Annotated in this window: 23 protein-coding genes; 15 read left to right on the forward strand and 8 right to left on the reverse strand. The window is 39.8% G+C overall.

What is annotated here, in order from left to right; translation table 11 throughout:
- Positions 1 to 57 precede the first annotated feature (57 nt).
- The 3 genes from gltS to PSE72_RS16455 all read right to left on the reverse strand — a co-directional run bounded on the left by gltS (position 58) and on the right by PSE72_RS16455 (position 3,187).
- Entirely contained in the window at positions 58 to 1,263 is a 1,206-nt protein-coding gene (gene gltS, locus PSE72_RS16445; protein WP_198641503.1) for a sodium/glutamate symporter, read from the reverse strand.
- Positions 1,264 to 1,535: 272 nt separating this feature from the next.
- Positions 1,536 to 2,453, reverse strand: a complete 918-nt coding sequence (gene hutG, locus PSE72_RS16450) for a formimidoylglutamase (protein WP_198641504.1) — start codon at positions 2,451 to 2,453, stop codon at positions 1,536 to 1,538.
- 2 nt (positions 2,454 to 2,455) lie between these two features.
- Positions 2,456 to 3,187, reverse strand: coding sequence for an IclR family transcriptional regulator (locus tag PSE72_RS16455; RefSeq protein WP_004912819.1), 732 nt, complete (start codon positions 3,185 to 3,187; stop codon positions 2,456 to 2,458).
- 158 nt (positions 3,188 to 3,345) lie between these two features.
- Here PSE72_RS16455 and trmN point away from each other — a divergent pair, with 158 nt between their 5' ends.
- Entirely contained in the window at positions 3,346 to 4,080 is a 735-nt protein-coding gene (gene trmN / locus PSE72_RS16460) for a tRNA(1)(Val) (adenine(37)-N(6))-methyltransferase TrmN (protein ID WP_115166953.1), read from the forward strand.
- Positions 4,081 to 4,111: 31 nt separating this feature from the next.
- On the opposite strand, the gene nadB is transcribed toward trmN, so the two are convergent.
- Positions 4,112 to 5,707 (reverse strand): L-aspartate oxidase, encoded by a 1,596-nt coding sequence (nadB, locus tag PSE72_RS16465; protein WP_198641506.1) that lies wholly within the window; start codon positions 5,705 to 5,707, stop codon positions 4,112 to 4,114.
- 384 nt (positions 5,708 to 6,091) lie between these two features.
- Here nadB and rpoE point away from each other — a divergent pair, with 384 nt between their 5' ends.
- From rpoE to acpS, 11 genes are all read left to right on the forward strand, one after another.
- Entirely contained in the window at positions 6,092 to 6,670 is a 579-nt protein-coding gene (gene rpoE, locus PSE72_RS16470) for an RNA polymerase sigma factor RpoE (protein ID WP_004912810.1), read from the forward strand.
- Positions 6,671 to 6,728: 58 nt separating this feature from the next.
- A complete protein-coding gene (rseA, locus tag PSE72_RS16475) occupies positions 6,729 to 7,352 on the forward strand; it encodes an anti-sigma-E factor RseA (RefSeq protein ID WP_004912807.1) in 624 nt (207 codons plus the stop codon).
- Positions 7,352 to 8,302, forward strand: a complete 951-nt coding sequence (gene rseB, locus PSE72_RS16480) for a sigma-E factor regulatory protein RseB (RefSeq protein WP_004912804.1) — start codon at positions 7,352 to 7,354, stop codon at positions 8,300 to 8,302. Before rseA ends, rseB begins: the two co-directional genes overlap by 1 nt.
- A 3-nt stretch (positions 8,303 to 8,305) precedes the next feature.
- Positions 8,306 to 8,770: a SoxR-reducing system protein RseC gene (rseC, locus tag PSE72_RS16485; RefSeq protein ID WP_109911448.1), complete on the forward strand. Its 465-nt coding sequence runs from the start codon at positions 8,306 to 8,308 to the stop codon at positions 8,768 to 8,770.
- Between the two features lie 403 nt (positions 8,771 to 9,173).
- Complete coding sequence (gene lepA / locus PSE72_RS16490; RefSeq protein WP_042851876.1) at positions 9,174 to 10,967, forward strand: translation elongation factor 4; 1,794 nt, start codon at positions 9,174 to 9,176, stop codon at positions 10,965 to 10,967.
- A 17-nt stretch (positions 10,968 to 10,984) separates the two neighbouring features.
- Positions 10,985 to 11,950, forward strand: a complete 966-nt coding sequence (gene lepB, locus PSE72_RS16495; RefSeq protein WP_004912796.1) for a signal peptidase I — start codon at positions 10,985 to 10,987, stop codon at positions 11,948 to 11,950.
- A 303-nt stretch (positions 11,951 to 12,253) separates the two neighbouring features.
- Positions 12,254 to 12,934, forward strand: coding sequence for a ribonuclease III (gene rnc, locus PSE72_RS16500; protein WP_004912793.1), 681 nt, complete (start codon positions 12,254 to 12,256; stop codon positions 12,932 to 12,934).
- Entirely contained in the window at positions 12,931 to 13,839 is a 909-nt protein-coding gene (gene era / locus PSE72_RS16505) for a GTPase Era (RefSeq protein WP_004912791.1), read from the forward strand. Before rnc ends, era begins: the two co-directional genes overlap by 4 nt.
- An 11-nt stretch (positions 13,840 to 13,850) precedes the next feature.
- A complete protein-coding gene (recO, locus tag PSE72_RS16510) occupies positions 13,851 to 14,579 on the forward strand; it encodes a DNA repair protein RecO (protein ID WP_198641507.1) in 729 nt (242 codons plus the stop codon).
- A gap of 295 nt (positions 14,580 to 14,874) precedes the next feature.
- Positions 14,875 to 15,606, forward strand: coding sequence for a pyridoxine 5'-phosphate synthase (gene pdxJ, locus PSE72_RS16515; RefSeq protein ID WP_004912787.1), 732 nt, complete (start codon positions 14,875 to 14,877; stop codon positions 15,604 to 15,606).
- Positions 15,606 to 15,998 carry a holo-ACP synthase gene (gene acpS, locus PSE72_RS16520; protein ID WP_115166955.1) on the forward strand — a complete coding sequence of 131 codons (393 nt, stop codon included), beginning with the start codon at positions 15,606 to 15,608 and terminating at the stop codon, positions 15,996 to 15,998. Before pdxJ ends, acpS begins: the two co-directional genes overlap by 1 nt.
- 246 nt (positions 15,999 to 16,244) lie before the next feature.
- Here acpS and PSE72_RS16525 read toward each other — a convergent pair whose 3' ends face one another.
- The 3 genes from PSE72_RS16525 to PSE72_RS16535 form a co-directional block, all read right to left on the reverse strand.
- The gene (locus PSE72_RS16525; protein ID WP_272691029.1) at positions 16,245 to 16,691 is read right to left on the reverse strand and encodes a hypothetical protein; all 447 of its coding nucleotides are present in this window, start codon (positions 16,689 to 16,691) and stop codon (positions 16,245 to 16,247) included.
- A gap of 236 nt (positions 16,692 to 16,927) precedes the next feature.
- A complete protein-coding gene (locus tag PSE72_RS16530; RefSeq protein ID WP_115166957.1) occupies positions 16,928 to 17,188 on the reverse strand; it encodes a YfhL family 4Fe-4S dicluster ferredoxin in 261 nt (86 codons plus the stop codon).
- A gap of 618 nt (positions 17,189 to 17,806) precedes the next feature.
- On the reverse strand, positions 17,807 to 18,076 hold the full coding sequence (locus tag PSE72_RS16535; RefSeq protein WP_244061643.1) for a hypothetical protein: 270 nt from the start codon (positions 18,074 to 18,076) through the stop codon (positions 17,807 to 17,809).
- A 302-nt stretch (positions 18,077 to 18,378) separates the two neighbouring features.
- Here PSE72_RS16535 and leuE point away from each other — a divergent pair, with 302 nt between their 5' ends.
- The gene (gene leuE / locus PSE72_RS16540) at positions 18,379 to 19,026 is read left to right on the forward strand and encodes a leucine efflux protein LeuE (RefSeq protein ID WP_004912773.1); all 648 of its coding nucleotides are present in this window, start codon (positions 18,379 to 18,381) and stop codon (positions 19,024 to 19,026) included.
- Positions 19,027 to 19,122: 96 nt separating this feature from the next.
- Positions 19,123 to 19,605, forward strand: a complete 483-nt coding sequence (gene tadA, locus PSE72_RS16545) for a tRNA adenosine(34) deaminase TadA (protein WP_004912769.1) — start codon at positions 19,123 to 19,125, stop codon at positions 19,603 to 19,605.
- A gap of 40 nt (positions 19,606 to 19,645) precedes the next feature.
- On the opposite strand, the gene mltF is transcribed toward tadA, so the two are convergent.
- Positions 19,646 to 21,310 (reverse strand): membrane-bound lytic murein transglycosylase MltF, encoded by a 1,665-nt coding sequence (mltF, locus tag PSE72_RS16550; RefSeq protein WP_115166959.1) that lies wholly within the window; start codon positions 21,308 to 21,310, stop codon positions 19,646 to 19,648.
- A 270-nt stretch (positions 21,311 to 21,580) separates the two neighbouring features.
- Here mltF and purL point away from each other — a divergent pair, with 270 nt between their 5' ends.
- The gene (purL, locus tag PSE72_RS16555) at positions 21,581 to 25,468 is read left to right on the forward strand and encodes a phosphoribosylformylglycinamidine synthase (RefSeq protein WP_198641510.1); all 3,888 of its coding nucleotides are present in this window, start codon (positions 21,581 to 21,583) and stop codon (positions 25,466 to 25,468) included.
- Positions 25,469 to 25,553: the final 85 nt, after the last annotated feature.

Below are 25,553 nucleotides of genomic sequence, written 5' to 3' on the forward strand. Positions count from 1 at the left end.
GTGAAATATAAAGAAGGCAAATAGTTGAAGGAGGAGAGAGCTCCTCCTTCAGTATGCTTAGCTAAGCATATTAATTAACCATGTATGATAAGGGATACCCACTAAGTCAATGAGTACTGCACCACTGAGTGGCACAATCATGAAAGCTTTCATCGAAACTTGTTTGTAACGTTCACAAACCGAGGACATATTTGCCATTGCGTTTGGCGTCGCACCTAAACCATGCCCCATTAAGCCAGCACACATTACAGCAGCATCGTAGTTTTTGCCTAATAAACGGAAAATGACAAAGACAACTAACAAAATTAAAATAATAACTTGTGCTAATAGGATGGTGAATAATGGTAAAGCAACGGCTTTTAGCTCCCATATTTTCAATGACATCATAGCCATAGTCAAAAATAGACCAAGTGAAACTTCAGAGATAAGGTCAATCGATTTTTGGTTAATACGGAATAATTCGACTTGGTCATTAATATTACGGATAACTATTGCAATAATCATCGCCCCGACATAGCTGGGTAATGAAAACCCAGTGGCTTTGGTAAATTGCGCTGAAGCGAATTGACCGATAACCATAATCCCTAGAACGAGAGCAAGCATTTTTAAAAAAGCGTGCGCATCGATAGATTCAATTTTCCCCGCGATAGTTTCAGGAACCTGAACTCGCTCAACGTTTTCATCAGCTTTAATGTGAACGTTAAATTTCTTAATTAAGAATGTTGCAATAGGGCCACCGAGTAAGCTTCCTGTAATTAGGCCAAAAGTTGCCGCAGCAATGGCTGCAACCGTTGCGGATTGCACACCAAGGCCTTCAGCCATGCCACCGAAGGCAGCCGCACCGCCATGGCCTCCAGTAAGAGACACGCCACCAGCCATGATACCGATAACGGGATCAACACCGAGTAAATGCGCCAGGCCTGCGCCAAAAGTGTCTTGGAAAATAACGACAAACCAGCAAATAAACAGGTAGATAAAGAGTAACCGGCCACCGCTTTTTAAGATGCGGAAGCTGCCATCAATACCAATGGTGGTAAAGAAAGCGACCATTAAAAAAGTTTGTAAACTGGTATCAAAATTGATTTCAGCAAGGTTAAATGATTTGAGTCCCCAAATAATCAAACTAACCAGAAAACCGCCAATGACGGGAGAAGGGATACAAAAGCGCTGTAGCCATTCGATACGTTTTTTTAAGTGGATCCCCATGAGTAGGCAGATCACCGTTAGGAAGAGGGTGGAGAGTGTGTCGAGGTGTAGAATCATATTTTTCCCTTTTTAACTGTTGTTTTTCACGCTACAGCGTTGTTGGCCGCGCTCCGTTACCCTAGTCACATACTTTTGTATGCTTCTAGGGATAACGTCACTTGCCGCCTAGCTGTAACGCGAAATTCAATAGTTAAAAACCATTAAGTTATCGTGCTACAGCTAGTTTGATAATCAACTTCAAAGCTATTTTTATTGTGGTGTTTGAAAATTAATTATCTTAACAGCGTGAGAAACAGTGTATTTATCAGTCGAATTGTTGTGTTGTTTTATTAGAATAAATATTGGTAAATCAAATAAGCCGCGAGTTTGGCGGTATGGTTGTCAATATCAAATTCAGGGTTGCATTCTGCGATATCAAAAACAGCCATTTTTTGGCTACTTTTGATAATGGCAAACAGTTCATCAAAAACTTCAGTGAAAATACCTTTCGGTGCTGGTGCGCTAACGCCCGGCGCAATGGCAGCAGAAAACACATCTAAATCAACGGTGACATATAAATAGTCTACGCCGTCAATAAATTTTTTAATTTTTTCAATTGCTTGAGGAAGCTTAGAATAAGCAAGTTCTTTATCACGGATATATTGGCAACCTAATGAATTAGCGGTATCGAACAATACTTTAGTATTGCCGTGGTCTGCGATGCCTAAACATAAATATTGAAAAGGGCGTTGGTGCTGCTGACACAACATGGCAGATTGTAAAAATGGGGTACCAGAAGTCGCGATAGGGGCTTCGCGTAAGTCAAAATGCGCATCAAAGTTAATAATACCGATCGTTTTACCTGCTTGATAATGTTCAACATAGTCAAACAGGCCTTGGAAGCTTGCAAATGCGACTTCATGGCCACCGCCAAGTACAATCGGCTTTTGGTTTTCAGCGAGCAGTGCGATAAGCTGGTCGGATAAACGACGTTGTGCGGCTTCCAGATTGCCATCATCACAGCTAATTGTACCGACATCTTTAATTGCAAGCGGTTGATGAATAGGTAACCCAGCCAGTTGATAGCGAATTGCATCTGGGCCTGCTTTAGCGCCTTGGCGGCCTTTATTGCGCCTAACGCCCTCATCAGAAGCAAAACCAATTAATGCAAATTCAGCAGGTGTGTGTTTATTAATGACTTGATGGATGCGCAAATGCTCTTGTGTTTCACCATCTGTGCGCCCTTGCCATTGGAAAGGTTGTGTCATAGTTACTCCAAGTTAATTAATTTAGTGATGTTATGCGCTGTTTGGCAGGTGTGCGTGATAAATTCATCCACGCGATGTGTAGAGCGGAATTCAGGTGCCATAACTGAAACGACAGCTAACACATCATTTCCTTTGAAAATCGGTGCAGATACCCCCAGTACGCCTTCATCGATTTCACTCACAGACATGCCGTAACCTTGCTTGCGTATCTGTTGTAAATCTTGTTGTAGCTTTATTTTTTGTTGTTCAGTGGTTAACTGCTTTGTATGAGCTTCAAGTACTTGGTTTTGATAGAGTTCATGACGAAAAGCTAACAAGGTTTTCGCACTTGCTCCCTTAACTAAAGTATTGCCTCGCCCAATAATAAAAGAACAGCGTAGCGCTTGTTCACTCTCAATCATGTCGACACAAATGGTCTCTCGTAAATTTGAGGTAATAATTGCCACCGTTTCTTGGGTTTTTTTCGCTAAAGTTTGCAGTTCTTGTTTAGATGCGCTCATCAATAAACTGTGGTGATAGTATTTTTCTTGATTTTTGATACTCTGCGAGCCGACACAATATGTGCCATATTGTTTTGCGTGAGATACAAATTCCCAATCTATGAGAATTGTTAGTAAACGATAGACTGTTGATAATGGGATCTCTAACGCTGATGAGATAGACTGTGGCGTCACTGGAGATGCGCAAGTTGTGATGTAAGACAAGATGTCTAAGGTTCTATTTATACTGTTCATAGCATCTCCTTTTTTTCGAACTTATCAGTAAATTTTTTTCGTCTCAAATATAATTCCCATAATATGAGAATTATATTGTAGCAAATAGGTTAATTTATGACTTTTATTTGCTTAGAATGAGAATATTCGAACAAGTATTAGCCAATTAGAGTGTTTGCATGTGTGAGCAAAAAAAGAATTACCGTAAAGGCGGTTTTACATTTAAACAGTTTTTTGTGGCTCATGACCGATGTGCGATGAAAGTGGGGACGGATGGCGTGCTATTGGGGGCTTGGGCTCCCGTGGACGGTGTTCAATCTGTATTAGACATTGGAAGTGGTAGTGGGTTAATAGCCTTGATGTTAACGCAAAGAAATACAAAGTTACGTGTTGATGCGGTCGAATTAGATAGTGATGCCGCAGTGCAAGCGCAGGGAAACTTTACTGAATCGCCATGGGCTGAGCGTTTGCATGTTATCAACCAAGATATTGTCAGCTACAGTCAGTTGCATTCAGTTCAATATGATTTGATTGTGAGTAACCCACCGTATTTCGAACCTGCTGTTGCGTGTCGGGACGAAAAACGAGACCAAGCGCGATATACCGCGACATTAACTCATGATGTATTACTAGAAAGTGCAAAATCCTGTCTTCTATCTCATGGACTATTTTGTTTAGTGCTGCCCTATGAGGTCGGTGAAAAAATGCAGAAGATGGCTGAGAATTCAGGCTGGTTTACTGCTTTTCGCGTTAATGTTAGTGATAAACCTACAACAGCCTACCATCGCATGCTATTGGGCATTCAACTGCAAGAGACACAAACACAAGTGACATCGCTGGCACTCAAAGATGAAAAGGGTGAGTATACTGATGAATTTCGTAAACTAATTCAGCCATTTTATGTGAAATACTAAAGCCGGCACTTAAGGCCGGCCCTAGCTCACGTTATTCAGGTTGTAAAATAGTGGGGCCTGAATTAGGAAGTGTTTCTGGGTAATCTAAGGTGTAATGTAATCCCCGGCTTTCTTTGCGTTCTAATGCACAACGAACCATTAATTCAGCAACTTGAACTAGGTTTCGTAGTTCCAATAAATTATTTGAGATACGAAAGTTGGCGTAATAATCGTGAATCTCTTGTTGAAGTAAATGGATGCGGCGTAATGCACGTTCAAGGCGTTTAGTCGTTCTGACGATCCCCATGTAGTCCCACATAAATAGACGTAATTCATGCCAATTATGTTGAATAACCACCTGTTCATCTGAGTTATGTACTCGGCTTTCATCCCACTCAGATAAATAGGGAATATCATCGATCTGTTTGATCGTTTTATTAATGTTTTCAGCTGCCGCCCAGCCGTATACCAAGCACTCTAATAGCGAATTGGATGCCATACGGTTTGCACCATGTAAGCCGGTGTAGCTCACTTCGCCAATTGCATAGAGATTCGTGATATCAGTCATACCCGTTTCATCGACAATTACACCACCGCATGTGTAATGGGCCGCTGGTACGATAGGGATGGGCTCTTGAGTGAGGTCTAACCCTAAAGTCATCAATTTCGCATAAATAGTCGGGAAATGGTTTTTAACGAAATCGCTAGGCTTATGGCTAATATCCAAATACATGCAATCAGCACCAAGGCGTTTCATTTCATGGTCAATAGCACGTGCAACAACATCGCGAGGGGCAAGTTCACCACGATCGTCGTGATCTGGCATAAACCGGCTACCATCAGGGCGCTTGAGGTAAGCTCCCTCACCACGTAATGCCTCAGTTAATAAAAAATTACGTGCTTGTGGATGAAATAAACAAGTTGGGTGAAATTGATTAAACTCAAGGTTAGCAACACGGCAGCCAGCTCGCCATGCCATTGCAATGCCATCACCAGAAGAAATATCTGGATTCGTGGTATATTGATAAACTTTAGCCGCTCCACCCGTAGCCAGAACAATCGTTTTCGCTCGAATAGTTTCAACTTGTTCTTTTTGGCGGTTCCAAACGTAAGCACCTAAAATTCGCGGTGATTCAGCTGTGCTAGAAAGGATTAGGTCGACGGCATTATAGCGTTCTTTAATATGAATGTTTGGGTGAGCAAAAGCGAGGTCGACTAACGTGGTTTCAACTTCTTTTCCTGTCGCATCAGCATGATGGAGAATTCGTCGATGGCTATGGCCGCCTTCACGGGTCAAATGATACTGTGTTTCGCCGTTCTCGGTAATCTCTGTATCGAATAAAACACCTTGGTCGATAAGCCATTGAACGCAGTGTTTTGCATTGGAGGCAATAAACTCAACAGCTTCTTTCTGGCAGATACCTGCACCAGCAATTAGTGTATCTTCTACATGAGATTCGATGCTGTCAGTGTCATCAAAAACTGCAGCAATACCGCCTTGTGCGTAATAAGATGCTCCTTCGCTAAGGCTGCTTTTACTAAGAATGGTCACTTGATGAAAGGGGGCGAGCCGCAAGGCAGCTGAAAGTCCTGCGACACCACTCCCAATGATTAAAATATCAGTGTAATGCTGTGTGGATTCGTTCATAAGTGTTTGCATGTATATAATAGTATGTATTGAGTTTTTTATGTTAGCCTATCGAGTGTCCTATTGCTATGAGTGGATGGCTGTTAAGGTACAGTATATTGACCTAGCGCTATTTACGTATTCAAATGGTTTTAGTGTGATAGCTATCGCATTCGTGCCTAAAATCTGTATGCTGTCTTCTGGATCTTGTAGTTAGTTGTTTTAATAAGGATCTTTAAGATCAACCAAGTAATTTTTTCATCAGTTTTGTAAATTTTTGACTATTTTTTTAGATTAAATTGAACTTCAACGAGTTCTACTACTCAAAGTAGTGCTTGCTTTAGGAAGGGAGAACATGATCAAGTTAACATATTATCGGCCTGAATTCGGGAGATACTTCCTAGAATGAGCGAGCAATTGACCGACCAGATTTTGGTTGAAAAGGTACAAAAAGGCGATCAACAAGCTTTCAACTTATTGGTGATAAAATATCAGCATAAAGTCGCGAGCTTAGTATCTCGCTATGTACCGCAAGCAGATGTGCCTGACGTTGCGCAGGAGTCATTTATAAAAGCTTATCGCGCCATTGGTTCGTTTCGTGGTGACAGCGCATTTTATACTTGGCTTTATCGGATTGCGGTAAATACAGCTAAAAATTATTTAGTTGCCCAAGATAGGCGCCCACCTGCGTCGGACTTGGAAGCGAGTGATGCAGAAAACTTTGAAACCGCGAGTGCCTTAAAAGAAATTTCGAACCCAGAGAACTTAATGTTGTCTGATGAATTAAAGAAAGTTGTTTTCCGGACCATCGAATCGCTGCCTGAAGATCTTAGAATGGCAATTACGCTCCGCGAGTTAGATGGTTTGAGCTATGAAGAAATCGCAGAAATAATGGATTGCCCAGTCGGCACCGTACGTTCTCGTATTTTTAGGGCAAGGGAAGCGATTGATAATAAAGTTCAGCCACTGATTCAACAGTATTAGTATGTTAAATCAGTCAATTAAACATAATTGTGATGCAATTAACTGAAGGTAATTGGGCATGCAAAGAGAGAAACTTTCCGCAATGATGGATGGCGAAGTACTAGACTTAGAACTGGTCAGCGCTATTTCACGTGATTCAACGTTAAAACAACGTTGGGAGAGCTATCATCTTATTCGTGATACTCTACGTAACGATACTAGTGAAGTCATGCATTTTGATATTGCAAGTAAAGTTGCGGCAGCATTAGAGAATGAAGCTGTGCGTATTAATCCTCAGGTAGTTGTCGAATCGCAGCCAGAGCCTGCGACTTGGGGGGCTTTCCCATTCTGGGGCAAAATTCGTCCTTGGGCGAGCCAGTTAACTCAAATTGGTGTTGCAGCCTGTGTGTCTTTGGCTGTAATTGTTGGCGTTCAACAATACAACCAAAGTAATGCGGTTGACTCACCGGTTGATGAGCCAATGTTCAATACCATTCCTGTCGGCAGCGGGGCACCAGTTAGCTTGAATATCTCAGATAACCAATTATTTGGTAATGAGCAGCAACTTCAACAAGTTGAACAACAAAATCAACGCATTAATGCGATGCTACAACAGTATGAAATTGAAAGACGCTCGATGCTCAACCAGCAATATCAAGAGTCTGCACAACCTGCGTCTTCAGCAGGAGTTAAATTGCAATAATGAATAAATGGTTATCCGTCATCTGCCTGACGGGCAGCCTGATTATTTCTAATCAAGCTTCGGCATCTGAAATAGATGCCGATGTTCTTTTTAAAGAAATGGGGAATGCTGCCCAGAACCTTTCTTACGAAATGTCTTATATGACATTTAGTCCGCAATCAATAACGCCTGTACGTTATCGCCATGCAATCATTAATGGTGAACCTGTTTCACAAATGATCCAAATGGACTCATCGCGTCGTGAAATTGTTCAAAAAGGCAATAGTATTAGTTACTTTGAGCCTGGTTTTGATGCATTCAGTTTAAACGGCAAATATATAGTTGATAATTTACCATCAGTAGTTTTTGCCAATTATCAGCAAATTAAACCTTATTATAATTTTATTGATGCGGGACGTACCCATATTGGTGATAGGCCTGCGTTAGTGATTCGCATAATATCGAAAGACAATTCTCGGTTTAACTATGTAGTATTAATCGATGAAGAAACGAAATTGCCATTACGTATCGACCTTCTCGATAATAATAGCCAAACATTAGAACAATTTCGTGTGATCTCGACGGTGCTAGATAGCCAAACAGTGAAAGACTCATTACTCGCATTAAGTAAGGTAAATATGCCGCCATTATTGATTTCCCCTAAAAATGGAAATCCTTCTTTTAAATGGCAAGTTGGCATGTTACCTCCTGGTTTTGAAGAAATATCTCGTTCTTCGCGAAAATTAGCTGAAGACGACGTAGTAGAAACCGCAATGTTTAGTGATGGTTTATTTACCTTTTCTGTAAATGTGACAAAATCGACTAAAGGCCCGTTACTTGATCAACCGCTTCAAAATGGGCGTCGTACTATTTATACGATGACGCAAAAGCAAAATGTTATCACTATTATTGGTGAATTACCGTTAGCAACAGCGCAAGTGGTAGCAGGTAGTATTCAGTTTCGGGAGTAAATTATGGTAAAAGAGTGGGCAACAGTAGTCCGTTGGCAAAACGGTAGGGCTTTATTGCGCTATGGTTCTTCGTCCGGCTGTGGCAGTTGTGGTGCTCGTAAAACCTGTGGTTCTTATGCTTTAAGCAAAATAGGGCCAAATACGGAACATGAATTAGAAATTGCGATTGAACAACCGCTAGTTGAAGGGCAAAAAATTGAAGTGGGCATCCCGGAGGGAAGCTTGATCCGTTCAGCGCTATTAGTTTACTTAACGCCTATTTTGGGGTTGTTTATTTTTGCAGGTTTAGCTCAGGCGTTTGATTTTGAGCAGTTTTGGATAGCGATTTCAGGTATAATTGGTGGTATTATTGGCTTTTATATTGCGCGTAGACTAGCCTCAAATTGGCGTGATGATGAAGCTTTTCAACCTGTTGTTTTACAGATAGGGCTACCTCCGAGTGAGCTTTCAGTACAAATTAATTGCTAAATTTCAATATATTGAGTTAGAAGGTTAATTTGATATTATCAATAGAAAGGGGAAACTTATGTTTCCCTTTTTTGTGGATTAGAGTTAATTAACAAACAAATAGTATTATGGCGAACAAAGTTATTAACCTATTTTGTCTGTTTTGAGTTAGAAATTACAATAGATTGACTATGGCTATAGAAGTGGTTGGCGTGAGTTGTATTAATGATGAATTACGGCAACTAATCTATAACCTGATGCAGGTTTACAGTTGTTTTACATTGAATCTTTGTGTTAGCGGGTTCTTATATGTAAAATGCAGCTAATTAACAATCTTGTGATAATCATAGCATTTTAGTTTTGTTGCAATATTTGCACAAAGCTGATTTTGTAAGGCAATTTAAAAGAAGATATTACCTTGAAAATCAATAATATAAGAAACTTTTCCATCATTGCACATATCGACCACGGTAAGTCGACCTTGTCAGATCGCATCATTCAAATTTGTGGTGGCTTAACCGACCGCGAAATGGCGGCACAAGTTTTAGACTCGATGGACTTAGAGCGTGAGCGTGGGATCACTATTAAAGCACAGAGCGTGACGCTTGATTATAAAGCTTCAGATGGTGAAACTTACCAATTAAACTTCATTGACACACCGGGTCATGTTGACTTCTCTTATGAAGTGTCTCGTTCATTAGCTGCCTGTGAGGGGGCTTTGCTGGTGGTTGATGCAGGGCAAGGTGTTGAAGCTCAAACTTTGGCAAACTGCTATACCGCTATCGAGATGGACTTAGAAGTTGTTCCGGTCTTAAATAAAATTGACTTACCTGCTGCTGATCCTGAACGTGTTGCCGATGAAATCGAAGATATTGTCGGCCTTGATGCGCATGATGCGGTTCGCTGCTCTGCAAAAACCGGTATTGGTGTTCAAGATGTGATTGAACGTCTTGTTAAAGAGATTCCACCACCTGTTGGTGATGCAGATGCTCCGTTACAAGCACTGATTATTGACTCTTGGTTTGATAACTATTTAGGCGTGGTTTCTTTGATCCGTATTAAGAGCGGAACATTGAGAAAAGGCGATAAAATTAAAGTTATGAGCACAGGGCAAGTGTATAACGCAGACCGCCTTGGGATTTTCACACCGAAGCAAATCGACCGCGATGTATTAAGTTGCGGTGAAGTGGGCTGGTTAGTTTGTGCGATTAAAGATATCACTGGCGCCCCAGTTGGGGATACATTAACTGGGGCTCGCAACCCGGCAGATAAAGCGTTACCAGGGTTTAAAAAAGTTAAACCACAGGTATATGCAGGCTTATTCCCCGTCAGTTCTGATGACTATGAATCATTCCGTGATGCATTAGGTAAATTAAGTCTAAATGACGCATCTTTATTTTATGAACCAGAAACTTCGACTGCGTTAGGCTTCGGCTTCCGTTGTGGTTTCCTTGGTTTACTGCACATGGAAATCATTCAAGAGCGTTTAGAACGTGAATATGATCTTGATTTGATTACCACTGCACCGACTGTCGTGTATGAAGTGCAGCAAACTAACGGTGATATCGTGTATGTCGATAGCCCATCTAAGCTACCGGCATTGAACAATATTGAAGAATTACGTGAACCAATCGCAGAGTGTCACATGCTGATGCCTAAAGAATATTTAGGTAACGTTATTACACTTTGTATTGAGAAACGTGGCGTTCAGACCAATATGGTCTATCATGGTAATCAAGTATCGCTGACTTATGAAATCCCAATGGCAGAAGTAGTATTGGATTTCTTCGATCGCTTAAAATCAACGTCTCGCGGCTATGCATCTTTAGATTATGCATTTAAACGCTTCCAAGCATCAGATATGGTGCGTGTTGATGTTCTTATTAATAATGAACGTGTTGATGCTTTGGCCTTGATCACACACCGTGCGAATTCTCAATATCGCGGTCGTGAACTGGTCGAAAAAATGAAAGAGCTAATCCCGCGTCAGCAGTTCGATATTGCGATTCAAGCAGCGATTGGTAACCATATTATTGCTCGTTCTACAGTTAAACAATTGCGTAAAAACGTACTTGCCAAGTGTTATGGTGGTGACGTTAGCCGTAAGAAAAAACTGTTGCAGAAGCAAAAGGATGGTAAGAAACGTATGAAGCAAGTTGGTAACGTTGAGCTACCACAAGAAGCGTTCCTTGCTATATTGCACGTTGGTAAAGACTAAGTTTACAAGGAGCTTCGATGGCTAACACCTTTGCCTTGATCCTAACACTGGCAACATTAATCACAGGGATTATATGGTGTTTAGACAAGTTTAAATTTGCACCTGCGCGTAAAGCAAAACTCAAGCAGTTACAGGATGCAACGAATGGCGCAGTGAGTGAAGCGGATGTAGCAAATGCTGTCCGCCGCCCATCGTGGCTTGAAACAGGGTCGTCTATTTTCCCTGTGTTGGCGATTGTACTGATTGTGCGTTCATTTATTTATGAGCCATTTCAAATACCTTCAGGGTCAATGATGCCAACGTTGTTAGTTGGTGATTTTATGTTGGTTGAGAAATTTGCTTATGGTTTAAAAGACCCAATTACACAAACGACATTAATCGAAACAGGTAAACCGAAACGTGGCGATATCGCAGTTTTTAAATACCCAAGAGATCCTAATGTTGATTTTGTAAAACGAGTTATTGGAATGCCGGGTGATAAAATTATTTATAACCCAGATGCAAAGGAATTAACAATTTACCCGAATTGTGCAGATAACAAATGTACAGAGACCTTACCTATTGTTTATGGTCCTCTGGCGCCGAGTGAATGGACCATGTTCCTTGATATCGGTTCTGTTGTTGATAACCAAAAGGGAAATTATGAAATTCCACTAGACCAACCTTTACCAAGGAATGCGTTACGTCAGTATGAGCGTAGTGAAAAGTTGGATACGGTTGAGCATCAAATTTTAATTATTCGTCAAGCAATTACTGAAGCTAAATATCTGCAACCAGGTATGCCGAAGAATGAATGGATTGTTCCTGAAAAACACTACTTTATGATGGGTGACAACAGGGATAATAGCTCTGATAGCCGTATGTGGGGCTTTGTACCAGAAGAAAATTTAGTCGGTCGCGCAGTATTTATTTGGTTAAGTCTTGATAAACAAGAAAACGAATGGCCGACAGGTATTCGCTTTAGCCGAATTGGTCCACTATAATTTGAATAGTGGGTCTAGCCAAATGTTGGAAATGCGGGTTTTCATTTGAAAATCCGCATTAACCGAAGCATTATTGTTTTACCCAGTGTACAATATAGATTAATTAATATTATTGGCTCCCCAATTATTAACTCTCCTATTTTAACTTATTGTAACTAATGAATTTTTATAATTAGTTCCACTGAGCTGTAAAATATATGGAAGCATAAGGAGTCAGTGCAAACGCAACAGTTTTGTAAAATGGTGAATTTTACAGGTCTGTTGCGTGTGCTTTTTTATCAAATAAAAAATGGTTGGGCGCACATGAACCCCTCTTTATTAGAAAAATTACAGCGTAAGCTTGGTTATCAATTCAAACAGAACGAGTTATTAATCCAAGCATTGACACATAGAAGTGCAAGTAGCAAACATAATGAGCGTCTAGAGTTTTTAGGTGACTCAATTTTGAGTTTTGTGATTGCAAATGACTTATACCACCGTTTTCCAAAAGTGGACGAGGGTGATATGAGTCGTATGCGAGCAACGCTTGTACGCGGAAATACATTAGCAGAAATCGCACGTGAATTTGAACTCGGTGAGTGTTTACGTTTAGGGCCGGGGGAATTAAAAAGCGGTGGTTTTCGTCGCGAATCTATCCTTGCTGATACTGTTGAAGCACTGATCGGTGGTATTTTTTTAGATAGTGATATCCAAACGATCGAAAGAATTATTTTAGATTGGTATCAAAGTAGACTGGTTGAGATCAGTCCGGGTGATAAGCAAAAAGACCCGAAAACAAGGTTACAAGAATATCTGCAAGGGCGCCATTTACCACTACCTAATTATTTGGTTGTTCAGGTTAAAGGTGAAGCTCACGATCAAGAATTTACGATCCACTGCCAAGTTAGTGGTATTGACCAACCGATTAATGGTGTTGGCTCAAGCCGTCGTAAAGCAGAGCAAGCAGCAGCAGAGCAAGCATTGAAAATTTTGGAGCTTGAATGAGTGAATTACAATCCCACTGTGGTTTTGTTGCCATAGTTGGACGGCCAAATGTCGGTAAATCGACATTATTGAATCAATTACTGGGGCAAAAAGTTTCGATTACTTCGAGAAAGCCACAGACGACTCGCCATCGTATTATGGGGATCCATACAGAAGATAATTACCAAATTATTTATGTTGATACCCCAGGACTTCATATTGAAGAAAAACGTGCAATTAACCGTTTAATGAACCGGGCTGCATCCAGTTCAATTGGTGATGTTGAGTTAGTTATTTTTGTCGTTGAAGGGACTAATTGGACCGCTGATGATGAAATGGTATTGACCAAGTTATCTAGCTTACGTTGCCCTGTTATATTAGCAATTAACAAAATTGATAATGTGACTGATAAAACGATACTATTGCCTCATATCAGTATGATCAGTCAGAAAATGAATTTTTTAGATGTTGTTCCGATTAGTGCTGAAAAAGGTACTGGTGTGGATACAATTGCTAAAATTGTTAAACAGCATATCCCTGAAGCAGTACACCATTTTCCGGAAGATTACATTACTGACCGTTCGCAGCGTTTTATGGCATCTGAGATTATCCGTGAAAAGCTCATGCGTTTCTTAGGTGATGAACTACCATATTCGGTAACGGTTGAAATTGAACAATTTAAGGTAACAGAAGCGGGTATTTACCATATCAATGGCTTGATTCTTGTTGAGCGTGAAGGTCAAAAGAAAATGGTTATTGGTAACAAAGGTAGCAAACTGAAAACCATCGGTACCGAAGCGCGTATCGATATGGAAAGAATGTTTGATAACAAGGTGCACCTTGAGCTTTGGGTTAAAGTTAAATCAGGCTGGGCTGATGACGAAAGAGCATTACGTAGCCTGGGTTATGTTGACGACCTAAAATAGCAGGTGGCAAAGTGAGTGGTTGGCAGCGTGCGTTTGTACTCCATTCAAGGCCTTACAGTGAGACGAGTTTATTACTCGATTTTTTTACTGAAGGCGAAGGAAAAATACGTTTACTTGCAAAAGGCGCTCGCCGTAATCGCTCACCATTAAGGGGCTGCTTACAGCCCTTCACACCTTTGCTAATCCGTTGGGGAGGCAAAGGTGAAATCAAAACCTTAATTAATGCAGACCCTGTATCTTTAGCCCTCCCTTTAACAGGAACCGTTCTATATAGCGGTTTATATCTTAATGAATTAACCGCGCGTGTATTAGAATTTGGTACACCATATTCTGCACTATTTTTTGATTATCTCTCCTGTTTACAAATTCTTGCCGCAAGTGAACACACACCCGAATTTGCATTGCGTCGATTTGAACTGGCCCTGCTTTCCTATCTTGGCTATGGTGTTGATTTTTTACATTGTGCTGGTAGTGGAGAACCTGTTTCTGACACAATGACTTACCGGTATAGAGAAGAAAAGGGATTTATTGGTAGTTTGGTTGTTGACCAACTTAGTTTTACGGGTAAACAACTTAAAGCACTGGCAAGTCGCGAATTTCCTGATGCAGATACGCTTAAAGCAGCAAAACGTTTTACTCGACTTGCTTTAAAGCCTTATTTAGGTGGAAAACCTTTAAAAAGCCGAGAGTTATTTCGCCAGTTTACTTATTCGCCAGTTGTGCAGAACAAACAGAGTTGAAATTGTTTTTAATTTTATTTTTACCTAGTTTGTTATACCGCTAATACCCCTAATACCTCTATATATCCCTTTCTCATGTATCTTTTTAGCTGAACTGGCTTTATCAAACAATATATTTTTTTGTCGATATAAAATCTTACGAAGCGCTTCGCAAAAATTAAATACAACGACTGAAATAGGGTATGTATATTGGAATTTACTTCGAATGATGAGAGATTTATTCCCTCAGCACAGGAAATTACAGTAGGATAGTAGGCAGATAAGTTTATTAGCGTTTACTAATGGGGAATAAAAAATGGCAGAGCTTTTGTTAGGCGTAAATATCGACCATATTGCAACGGTTAGAAATGCAAGAGGAACTCAATATCCAGATCCTGTACAAGCTGCGTTCGTTGCTGAACAAGCGGGAGCTGATGGTATCACCATTCATTTACGTGAAGACCGCCGTCATATTACAGATAGAGATGTCACATTGCTAAATGAAACCATTCAAACTCGAATGAATCTTGAAATGGCGGTAACGGACGAAATGGTAGAGATTGCTTGTCGTATTAAGCCTGCATTCTGCTGTTTAGTACCTGAAAAACGGGAGGAAGTGACCACGGAAGGCGGTTTAGATGTCGCAGGGCAAAAACAGAAAGTTGCAGATGCTGTTAAACGCCTCACAGAAGCGGGTATTTTAGTTTCATTGTTTATTGATGCAGACCACGCACAAATTGATGCTGCGCAAGAGTGTGGTGCTCCGTTTATTGAAATCCATACAGGAGCCTATGCAGATGCTAAAACAGAACAGGAGCAAGAACTTGAGTTTCGCCGTATTCATGATGGCGTTATATATGCGGCGAGTAAAGGAATTAAAGTCAATGCAGGTCATGGCTTAACCTATCATAACGTTCAACGTATTGCTCAGTTACCTGAAATTTATGAGCTTAATATTGGTCATGCAATTATTGGCCGAGCATTGTTCAGTGGGTTAGCTCAAGCCGTTGCTGATATGAAAAAAATTCTGTTGGAAGCGCGTAAATAATGGCAATTGTAGGGTTAGGCACAGATATTGTGGAAATTGCTCGTATTGAGTCTGTGATTGAACGTACAGGTGACAGCCTTGCTAAACGCATTTTAACGGAGGCTGAGTTAGTCCAGTACCAACAACAATCAAAGCCAGCTCGCTTTTTAGCAAAACGCTTTGCAGTTAAAGAAGCTGCAGCAAAAGCACTAGGTACGGGAATTCGCAATGGTCTAGCGTTTAATCAATTTGAAGTCACTAATGACAAGCTTGGGAAACCCTTATTGAGCTTAAGTGATGAAGCATTAACGTTGGCTAACTGCATACATGCAACACACTTTCATGTTTCGATTACCGATGAGCGGCATTATGCGGTAGCTACTGTGATAATTGAAAGTACTATGAAGAATTAAAGTCTTTCTAAGTAGTAGAAAAATATAGGTTATTTATTGCTTGTTTGATTAGCCAATAAATAACCTATTAAAATAAAAGATATATTATCTGAAAATAGAATACAATACTTATTTTAAGTTAAATATCTATGGTTAACGCTATGAAATAAAATGGCCATTCAATCAGTTAATAAAGAATTGACTGGCTAATAATACATCGCTTTGTAATTAGTTTAATTAAAAACTATTTTCCATGGTGAAATTATATTATTCTCTTACAAATTTTCTAATTTCCCACTCTAAAGTTCGCTGAGATTGTTCATAAAAGAAGAAAAATCTATTTTCAGCATAAATTGCTGTTCCTTGTTTAGAGTTTCTTTTATAGTCAAGAGAGTCAAATAGTTTTATAGAACCATTTGCATAAATAGTAAATATATCTAATTTAGACTCAGTGGTGTTTGTACATATAAGGAATTGTTTGTTTTGATTTGGTTCATAAACAACTTGGAGGTCATCATGGAAAGTATCTAACACTCCATCTTGTACAAAATTTTTAAGATCTATTTTTCCATCTTTTGTTATTTCATAAATAACAAAAGACTTGTTCTTAGCTATACCAATAAAGTAATTATAGTCTTTTACAGTATAAACTAAACTTGTGCTGTAATAATTATTAAATTTACTTTTTTGAACGCTTTCACTTGATTTGGTCATAATATCCCTCTTTGAAAATTGGTAAATGCGAGGGGTTAATGTATCAGAAAATATTTATTGTAATAGTAATAAATATTATCAGAATATAATGTTTATTAATCTTTGGTAATAAATTGTATAAGCGAAAACTTATATAAGCTTAAACTGATAAGAATTCATCATAGGAAGTAAGCTACTACTAAATATTATTATGTTTATTTTTTATAATGATGAATTCTTAAAGTAATAATAGAGATTTAAATTTTGTCTGCGTAGTGGATCATAACAAATTTATCCCATAGCTGATCTTGGCTTTCGATATGATTGGGGTCAATAATGATAGTGTTGTTTATGGGACATACTGATTGGCAGGTAGGCTTATCGTAGTGCCCTACACATTCAGTGCATAGGTTTGAGTCAATCTCATAAATTTCGTCACCCATAAAAATTGCATCATTTGGGCATTCAGGTTCACACATATCACAATTGATACAGCGTTTTGTAATTAATAAAGACATATCAGTGACTTATACTCGACTAAGTTAAAAAATAGTAACTTATACCTTGCACCTATTCGTTACTTCTATTCAATTTTTGTGTTTTTGTGCAACCATTTTACATTGAAAAGCTTGAAAAAGTAATACTAAATTACAATACTTATTTTTCATATTATTTAAATGTAATTTTTTTTAAGTTCATTGTTATGCAGAATGGCTACTTTCTTCTGAAAAATAGGAATATTCAAATCAAATGGTTTTGTTAATGGAATGTAAATGAATCATTTGGTTTTATTAGTGTTTTTTATTGCTGTTTGGTTATGGATTTAGTATTAGCTAAAAATGAATTATATTTTAATAGGAAATGCATGATTTAAAAAATTGAAAAGGAAGTTGTTTTTAATTAAAAAATCTTAATGTTAAAATATTATTTATTTATTTATTTATTTATTTATTTATTTATTTATTAATCAATGATAAAAAAATTTTTTCGAGTTTTATGGGGAGTATGTTTAATTATTATCAATAAGAGCCTTATACTTGACCCTTATGTATTCTGAATTTTAACAGAAGTATAATTCGGTGTTATTATTCCTCTATTGAATAGCTATGGGTTTTCCAGTTTTTATTTTTTTCTGCTTAGCTATATATATGAATAAGACCATTAGCGATATAAAGCGTTGCTGATTGAATGGTATCTCTAACATTGAAGTTATCAACATAGATCGGCTGTATACCCGCTTTATCATCTATTTGGTACAATTCGACAATTTTTTCATTTAAATTATAATCACATAAATATTGTTTATTTTTTACTGAATCATAGAATGCTTGAATGTTACTAAGGTAGGATTTCAGTTTTCCTTTTTGTACTGGAGCATTCGGGGCAACTTTACCATTATCTGCCATAGAGTATACAACGTAAGTTTTATCTTTTGAGTGCCCTAAAAAATAATTACGTTTAGCTGCACTAAAGGTCATCGTTGTTGGATAGAAATCTTCGAATGCTCCATTTTATACTAAGGTTCTAATAATAAGCATATATTTATTCCTTCCGTTGTTAATAATGAATAAGCCTAGTAATCATAAATAAGTTTGATTTAAAATAATCTTTATTATAAGTTCATTTCATATATCTAATTAATTGAATAAATATTCACAAAGAGTGAAAGTTATGATAAAAATAATAAAAAAGATAAAGGGTCAAAAATATGTTCGAAAATCTTGGCGTTCTTAACTTCTGGACTTATTTGGCAGGGTTAGTTTTAATCATTATTGTACCAGGACCTAACTCATTATATGTATTAAAAACAAGTACATCGAGTGGCACTCGGTTTGGTTATCGGGCTGCTCTAGGGGTATTTACTGGAGATGCAATATTAATTTTCCTGTCATTTATCGGTGTCGCTTCAGTGATTAAAGCATCCCCGACATTATTTATGATAGTTCGCTATTTAGGTGCGGCTTATCTACTATATTTAGGCGGTAAGATTTTATATAGCACATTTATGTATAAAAAATCGCAGCCAAACGGTATTGATGCTATCCCAATTAAAACAGAAAAACACTTTACTCGCGCTCTAGTGCTGAGCTTAACAAACCCGAAAGCAATTTTATTTTATATTTCTTTCTTTATACAATTTGTTGACTTTAATTACTCACATGCATGGGTACCTTACCTTGTACTTGCGACGATTTTAGAATTAGTGAGTTTTTTATACCTGAGCTTATTGATTTTTAGTGGCTATTTGATTGCGCGTTTTTTGCGTGAAAAACAACTCCTTGCAAAGCTTGGAAATTGTACTGTAGGCGCTTTCTTTATGGGGTTTGCAGCTAAATTAGCGATTTTTAGCAATTAAAATTAGGTTGCTATTACAGAGACAAAAGCATTTTAATTGCGGTCATTCTAATATTTGAGGATAATCGAGAATAAAACGCATTAACCAGAGGTAAGAGTGACGCAAATTGAAATTGATGAGTATTGGATGCAACAAGCCATTGAACTTGCGCTAAAGGCGCAAGATCTCGGCGAAATTCCTGTTGGCGCGGTCTTAGTTAAAGACAATCGTTTAATTGCTTCAGGCTGGAATCGTTCGATTATTGACCATAACCCAACAGCACATGCTGAAATTATGGCTCTGCAGCAAGCAGGGCAAGTGCTATCAAATTATCGGCTATTGGATACCACATTATATGTAACATTAGAGCCTTGCATTATGTGTGCAGGCGCAATGATCCACAGCCGTATTAATCGTGTCGTTTATGGTGCTAAGGATTTTAAAACTGGCGCCTGTGGTTCCTACCTAGATATTATGGGGCAAGCCGGGTTAAACCATTATGTGGATGTGACTGGTGGTGTTCTAGAAGCTCAATGTTCTTCAATGCTGAGTGCTTTTTTTAAATTGCGTAGAGCGCAAAAAAAAGAACAAAAGCGCTAACACAGTAAAATTTAGCGCACTTATTTTATTTCAGCATGATTTATAGCGGGTTTTCAGGAGCTTCTGGTGGCGAGATAACTGTTTCATCATCGCTCTTATCGGTATTTTGTGATGGGTGTAATGAAAGTAAATACTTTCCTAATGGTAGTCTTTTTTCATCAAGAGTTTTAGATGGCTGCGCCGCAGAGCTCATTTTTTCTAGATTGATTACACTAACTTTGTCAGGAATAGGGGACTGATTTTGCATTGCTTGAGATTCAGTTGTGGTAGGGTTCTCAGGAGAAATCAAATAAATAAGTGATTTTTGCGCAATATCAAGTGCATGCTGTTTTCTTTCTTGGCTTTGTAAGTAGCCAACTAAACTTTGATGATAACGACGAATATTCTCAACGTAACGATAAGCTTCGTGGCCACGTGCATAACCATAAGTGAGTTGTGAGTAATATTTTTTCTGCGTCAATAAAGGTAAACGGGCTTTTACATCTAACCACCGGTTAGGGTCTCCGCCTAACATTTCAGTTAATTTACGGACATCCTGCATATGCCCATACCCCATGTTATAGGCGGAAAGGGCAAACCAGATACGGTCATCCTCTTCGATGGTTTCAGGTAAACGCTCCATAATATAAGCAATATAAGCGGCGCCGCCCTTTATGCTTTCTTCCGGGTCTAACCTATCCGCAATACCCATTGTTGTTGCGGTTGGCTTTGTTAGCATCATTAGCCCGCGTACCCCCGTAGGTGAGGTCGCTAAAGGATCCCAATGGGACTCTTGCCATGCAATAGCCGCTAATAATTTCCAGTCAATTACCTGAGCATATTTTTCAAATAGAGGTTGATACTCGGGGAGTTTATTATCAATGGCTTTAATAAATGCCATTGTGTCGAAATAATCGAAAGACTCTACATGGCTGAAATATTTTTCATTAAGACGTGCAAGTAATTCGCTTTCATGGCTGATGTTGAAGAAATCAAGCAACGCAGCATCTAAACTGTTTTCTTTACTACGACGCATATACCAAGTAACAGCATGATCATCCAATAAATCAAAAGCAACCGCTAATTGCGGGTGAATACGTTGCTGTAGTGCAACGGCAATAGAGTCTTCTAATGTGTAGTCAACCTCACCATCGGCAACCATTTCAAGGATTTGATTGGTATTGTATTTTGAGGTTTCTTCCCACTTTAGGTTTGGGTATTCCTTGGCGAGCTCCTTCAAGGTACTTGCATGCGCCGTACCCGCTGTTACCAATAATTTACCCGTTATTTCATTGAAGTTTTTGGGGCGATTTGTTCCTTTACGATAGACAAGTTGTTGAGTGACATTAAGATAACTTGGACCAGTTTTTGTTTTGGCTAAACGGTCTTTGTTATACAGTAAACCCGCAACCGCGATATCGGCATCGCCATTTTCAAGGTCATCAAATATTTGCTCGAATGTTGGGCGGATGGTTATCTTGAGTTTAACGCCTAAGTATGAGGCAAAGCCTTGAGCCAGCTCGTAGTCGAACCCACGCAGCTGTTTCTGCTCATCAATATAGATAAGTGGCGAGCTAACGGCACTAATACGTAATTCACCTTGAGAAATAATTTTATTAATTTGTGAATTCTGCGTATTGGGCCAGCGGACGTTAAAACCGATGACCATAGTTGCTAGTAGCGCGATGACCACGATAATTAAATAGTTAACTTTTAAGTTATTCAAATAATAGTTTCTCGTGCATTGACTGGTGCTGTATGTCCATAAAAGAGTATGGCTAAGTAATGGTTATAATTCCAGTAGTCGGCTATTTTGCTCAACATTTAGGAACGGTGCAACCTATATTATCGTATTTAGCACAGAATAATATTTAACTAATCGCTTTATTTTTAATCACGCAAACGGTTTCGTATTGATGAACATTGCTCTATAATGTGTTCCGGTTTCCCTGCTTTCATGTTCAGGGCTGGCGTTTAAAAGAGAGAAATTAAGACGATGGAAATTTTGCGTGGTTCACCTGCTCTATCAGCATTTCGTATTACCCGCCTTTTGGCGCTGTTTGCAGAAAAACAGCTTCCTGTCACGGATATCTATGCTGAGTATATGCACTTTGCTGAATTATCAGCGCCGTTGAGTGATAGTGAGCAAGGCAAACTGAGCAGTTTGTTAAAGTATGGTCCTTCTCTGGCTGAGCACGAGCCATTCGGTAAGCTTATTTTAGTCACTCCTCGTCCGGGAACTATCTCTCCGTGGTCTTCAAAAGCCACCGATATTGTACATAACTGTGGTCTTCGCCAAGTAAAGCGTATCGAACGCGGGATTGCTTATTATGTTCAAGGTGATGCATTGACCCAAGAACAGTGGCATGAAGTGATCGCTATTTTGCATGATCGCATGATGGAAAGCATTTTTTCTTCTTTTGAACAAGCGAGCGCACTGTTTGTGCAGCAACAGCCAGCACCAATGAAGTCCATTGATGTGATTACGGGTGGCCGCCTTGCATTGGAAACAGCAAACAGGGAAATGGGCCTAGCGTTGGCTGATGACGAAATTGATTACCTGTTAGAGGCATTTACTGGGTTAAAACGTAATCCAACGGATGTTGAGCTCTATATGTTTGCGCAAGCAAACTCAGAACATTGCCGCCATAAAATCTTTAATGCAGACTGGGTAATTGATGGTGAAAAACAGCTTAAATCACTGTTTAAAATGATTAAAAATACGTTTGAAAAAACACCTGACCATGTTTTATCTGCTTATAAAGATAATGCTGCCGTTATGGAAGGTTCGTCTGTTGGCCGCTTTTTTCCTGAACCTGAAGGACGTACATACCGCTACCACCAAGAAGATGCTCATATCTTAATGAAGGTGGAAACTCATAACCACCCAACAGCGATTTCACCATGGCCAGGAGCAGCAACAGGCTCTGGCGGTGAAATTCGTGATGAAGGCGCAACAGGGCGTGGCGCGAAGCCAAAAGCTGGTTTAGTCGGTTTTTCTGTTTCTAACTTACGCATTCCCGGTTTTGAACAGCCTTGGGAAGAAGATTTTGGTAAACCAGAGCGCATTGTGACGGCTTTGGATATTATGATGGAAGGGCCATTAGGTGGGGCGGCATTCAATAATGAATTTGGTCGTCCTGCGCTATTAGGTTATTTCAGAACGTACGAAGAAAAAGTTAACAGCCACAATGGTGAAGAATTACGTGGTTACCATAAGCCTATTATGTTAGCGGGTGGTATCGGAAACATCCGTGCAGATCACGTACAAAAAGGCGAGATTACGGTTGGTGCAAAACTGATTGTACTCGGTGGCCCTTCAATGAACATTGGGTTAGGTGGCGGGGCTGCATCATCAATGGCATCAGGCCAATCAGACGCAGATCTCGATTTTGCTTCGGTACAACGTGATAACGCCGAAATGGAACGCCGTTGCCAAGAAGTTATCGACCGTTGCTGGCAGCTTGGTGATGATAACCCTATCTTATTTATCCACGATGTGGGCGCAGGTGGTTTATCGAATGCCATGCCTGAGCTGGTGAGTGATGGTGGCCGCGGTGGACGTTTTGAGTTACGTAAAATTCTTAATGATGAACCGGGCATGAGCCCGCTAGAAGTTTGGTGTAATGAGTCTCAAGAGCGCTATGTGATGGCAGTTTCACCTGAGCAGCTTTCTGTCTTTACGGCAATTTGTGAACGTGAACGTGCGCCATTTGCCGTGATTGGGGAGGCGACTGAAGAGCGTCATTTAACACTGAATGATGAACACTTTTCTAACCAACCTATAGATATGCCTTTGGATGTTTTACTGGGTAAAACACCAAAAATGCTGCGTGATGTAACAACATTAAAGGCAGAGCCCGATTCATTAGATAGAACAGCGATTAATTTAAATGAAGCGGTGAAGCGTGTTCTACATTTGCCTGCAGTAGCTGAAAAAACATTCTTAATCACCATTGGTGATCGCACAGTGACGGGTATGGTGGCACGTGATCAGATGGTTGGCCCATGGCAAATTCCTGTTGCTGACTGCGCGGTAACCACCGCTAGCTTAGATAGCTACTATGGGGAATCCATGTCAATAGGTGAAAGAACACCAGTAGCATTGGTGGACTTTGCTGCATCAGCACGAATGGCAGTTGGGGAAGCATTAACTAATATCGCATGTTCTTATGTGCAAGATTTAAAACGCGTTAAATTGTCGGCTAACTGGATGGCAGCGGCGGGGCACCCTGGTGAAGATGCAGGTCTATATGAAGCGGTTAAAGCGGTAGGAGAAGAACTTTGCCCTGCATTAGGTTTAACTATCCCAGTTGGTAAAGACTCCATGTCAATGAAAACGCGTTGGCAGCAAGATGGCGAAGAACGCGAAATGACCTCGCCACTTTCTTTGGTGATTAGTGCATTTGGTCGTGTTGAAGATGTTCGCTTGACAGTGACACCTGAATTAAAAGTAACTAATGATAATGCCTTGTTATTAATTGACCTTGGGCAAGGCAATAATGCGTTGGGCGGCTCTGCGCTCGCACAGGTATATCGTCAGTTAGGTAATAAAGCCCCTGATGTACGCAGTCCTGAAGTTTTACTTGGCTTCTTTAATACAATTCAGAAGTTATTATCAGAGCAAAAACTTCTAGCCTACCATGACCGCTCAGATGGTGGTTTATTCGTCACTTTAGTGGAAATGGCTTTTGCGGGTCATTGCGGTATTAATGTTGATATCAGCTCTTTTGATGAAGACACGCTTGCGGCGTTATTTAACGAAGAGCTAGGAGCAGTCATTCAAATTAATGAAGCCGATAGAGCGTATGTAGCGGAATGTTTTGAGCAAGCAGGGCTGGCAGGTTGCGTTCATTATTTAGGTTCTGCAATACATGATGATGTCGTGATTATTAATAGCCGAGATACGGTTGTATATCGTGAATCTCGTAGTTTATTGCGTCAATGGTGGGCTGAAACTACTTGGCAAATGCAACGCTTGCGTGATAACGAAGTGTGTGCAGACGAAGAGCATGCGATGAAACAGGATAACCAGGACCCTGGTTTGAATGTGAAACTGACGTATGACATTGAAGAAGACATCGCAGCGCCGTTTATTTTGTCAGGCGTGCGCCCTAAAGTGGCTGTTTTACGCGAACAAGGCGTGAACTCGCATGTGGAAATGGCCGCCGCTTTTGACCGTGCTGGTTTTGATGCGGTTGATGTGCACATGAGTGATTTACTTGCAGGTAACTTGTCTTTGGAACAATTCCAAACATTGGTGGCTTGTGGTGGTTTCTCTTATGGGGACGTATTAGGTGCGGGTGAAGGTTGGGCAAAATCTATTTTATTCAATAATAAAGTTCGTGATGAATTTGCTACGTTCTTTAACCGCCCAGATACCTTATCTCTTGGGGTGTGTAATGGTTGCCAGATGATGTCGAACTTACATGAGCTGATCCCAGGTGCGGAATTCTGGCCTCGCTTTGTACGTAACCGTTCAGAACGTTTTGAAGCGCGCTTTAGTTTAGTAGAAATTGCGAATAGCCCATCGTTATTACTGCAAGATATGGCAGGCTCTCGTATGCCTATTGCGGTTTCTCATGGTGAAGGGCAAGTGGAAACACGTGCAGCGGCACATTTACAGCAATTAGAAGATAACGGGCTGGTGGCGATGCGTTTCGTGAATAACTATGGCCAAGTGGCAGAGCAATATCCAGCTAACCCGAACGGGTCAGTTAATGGAATTACTTCGGTGACATCGAAAGACGGCCGTGCAACGATTATGATGCCGCATCCTGAGCGTGTTTTCCGTACGGTAAGCAACTCATGGCACCCTGAAAATTGGGGAGAGGACAGCCCATGGATGCGGATTTTCCGTAATGCACGTAAGCAATTAGGTTAATAAATCACAAGCTCGATAGATTGTTGAAAAGGCCAGCTATTTTGCTGGCCTGAATTTTAATCGAGCTAGTTTTAAACGGAAAGGT

Source organism: Providencia sp. PROV116 (assembly GCF_028482485.1).
GTDB lineage: Bacteria > Pseudomonadota > Gammaproteobacteria > Enterobacterales > Enterobacteriaceae > Providencia > Providencia rettgeri.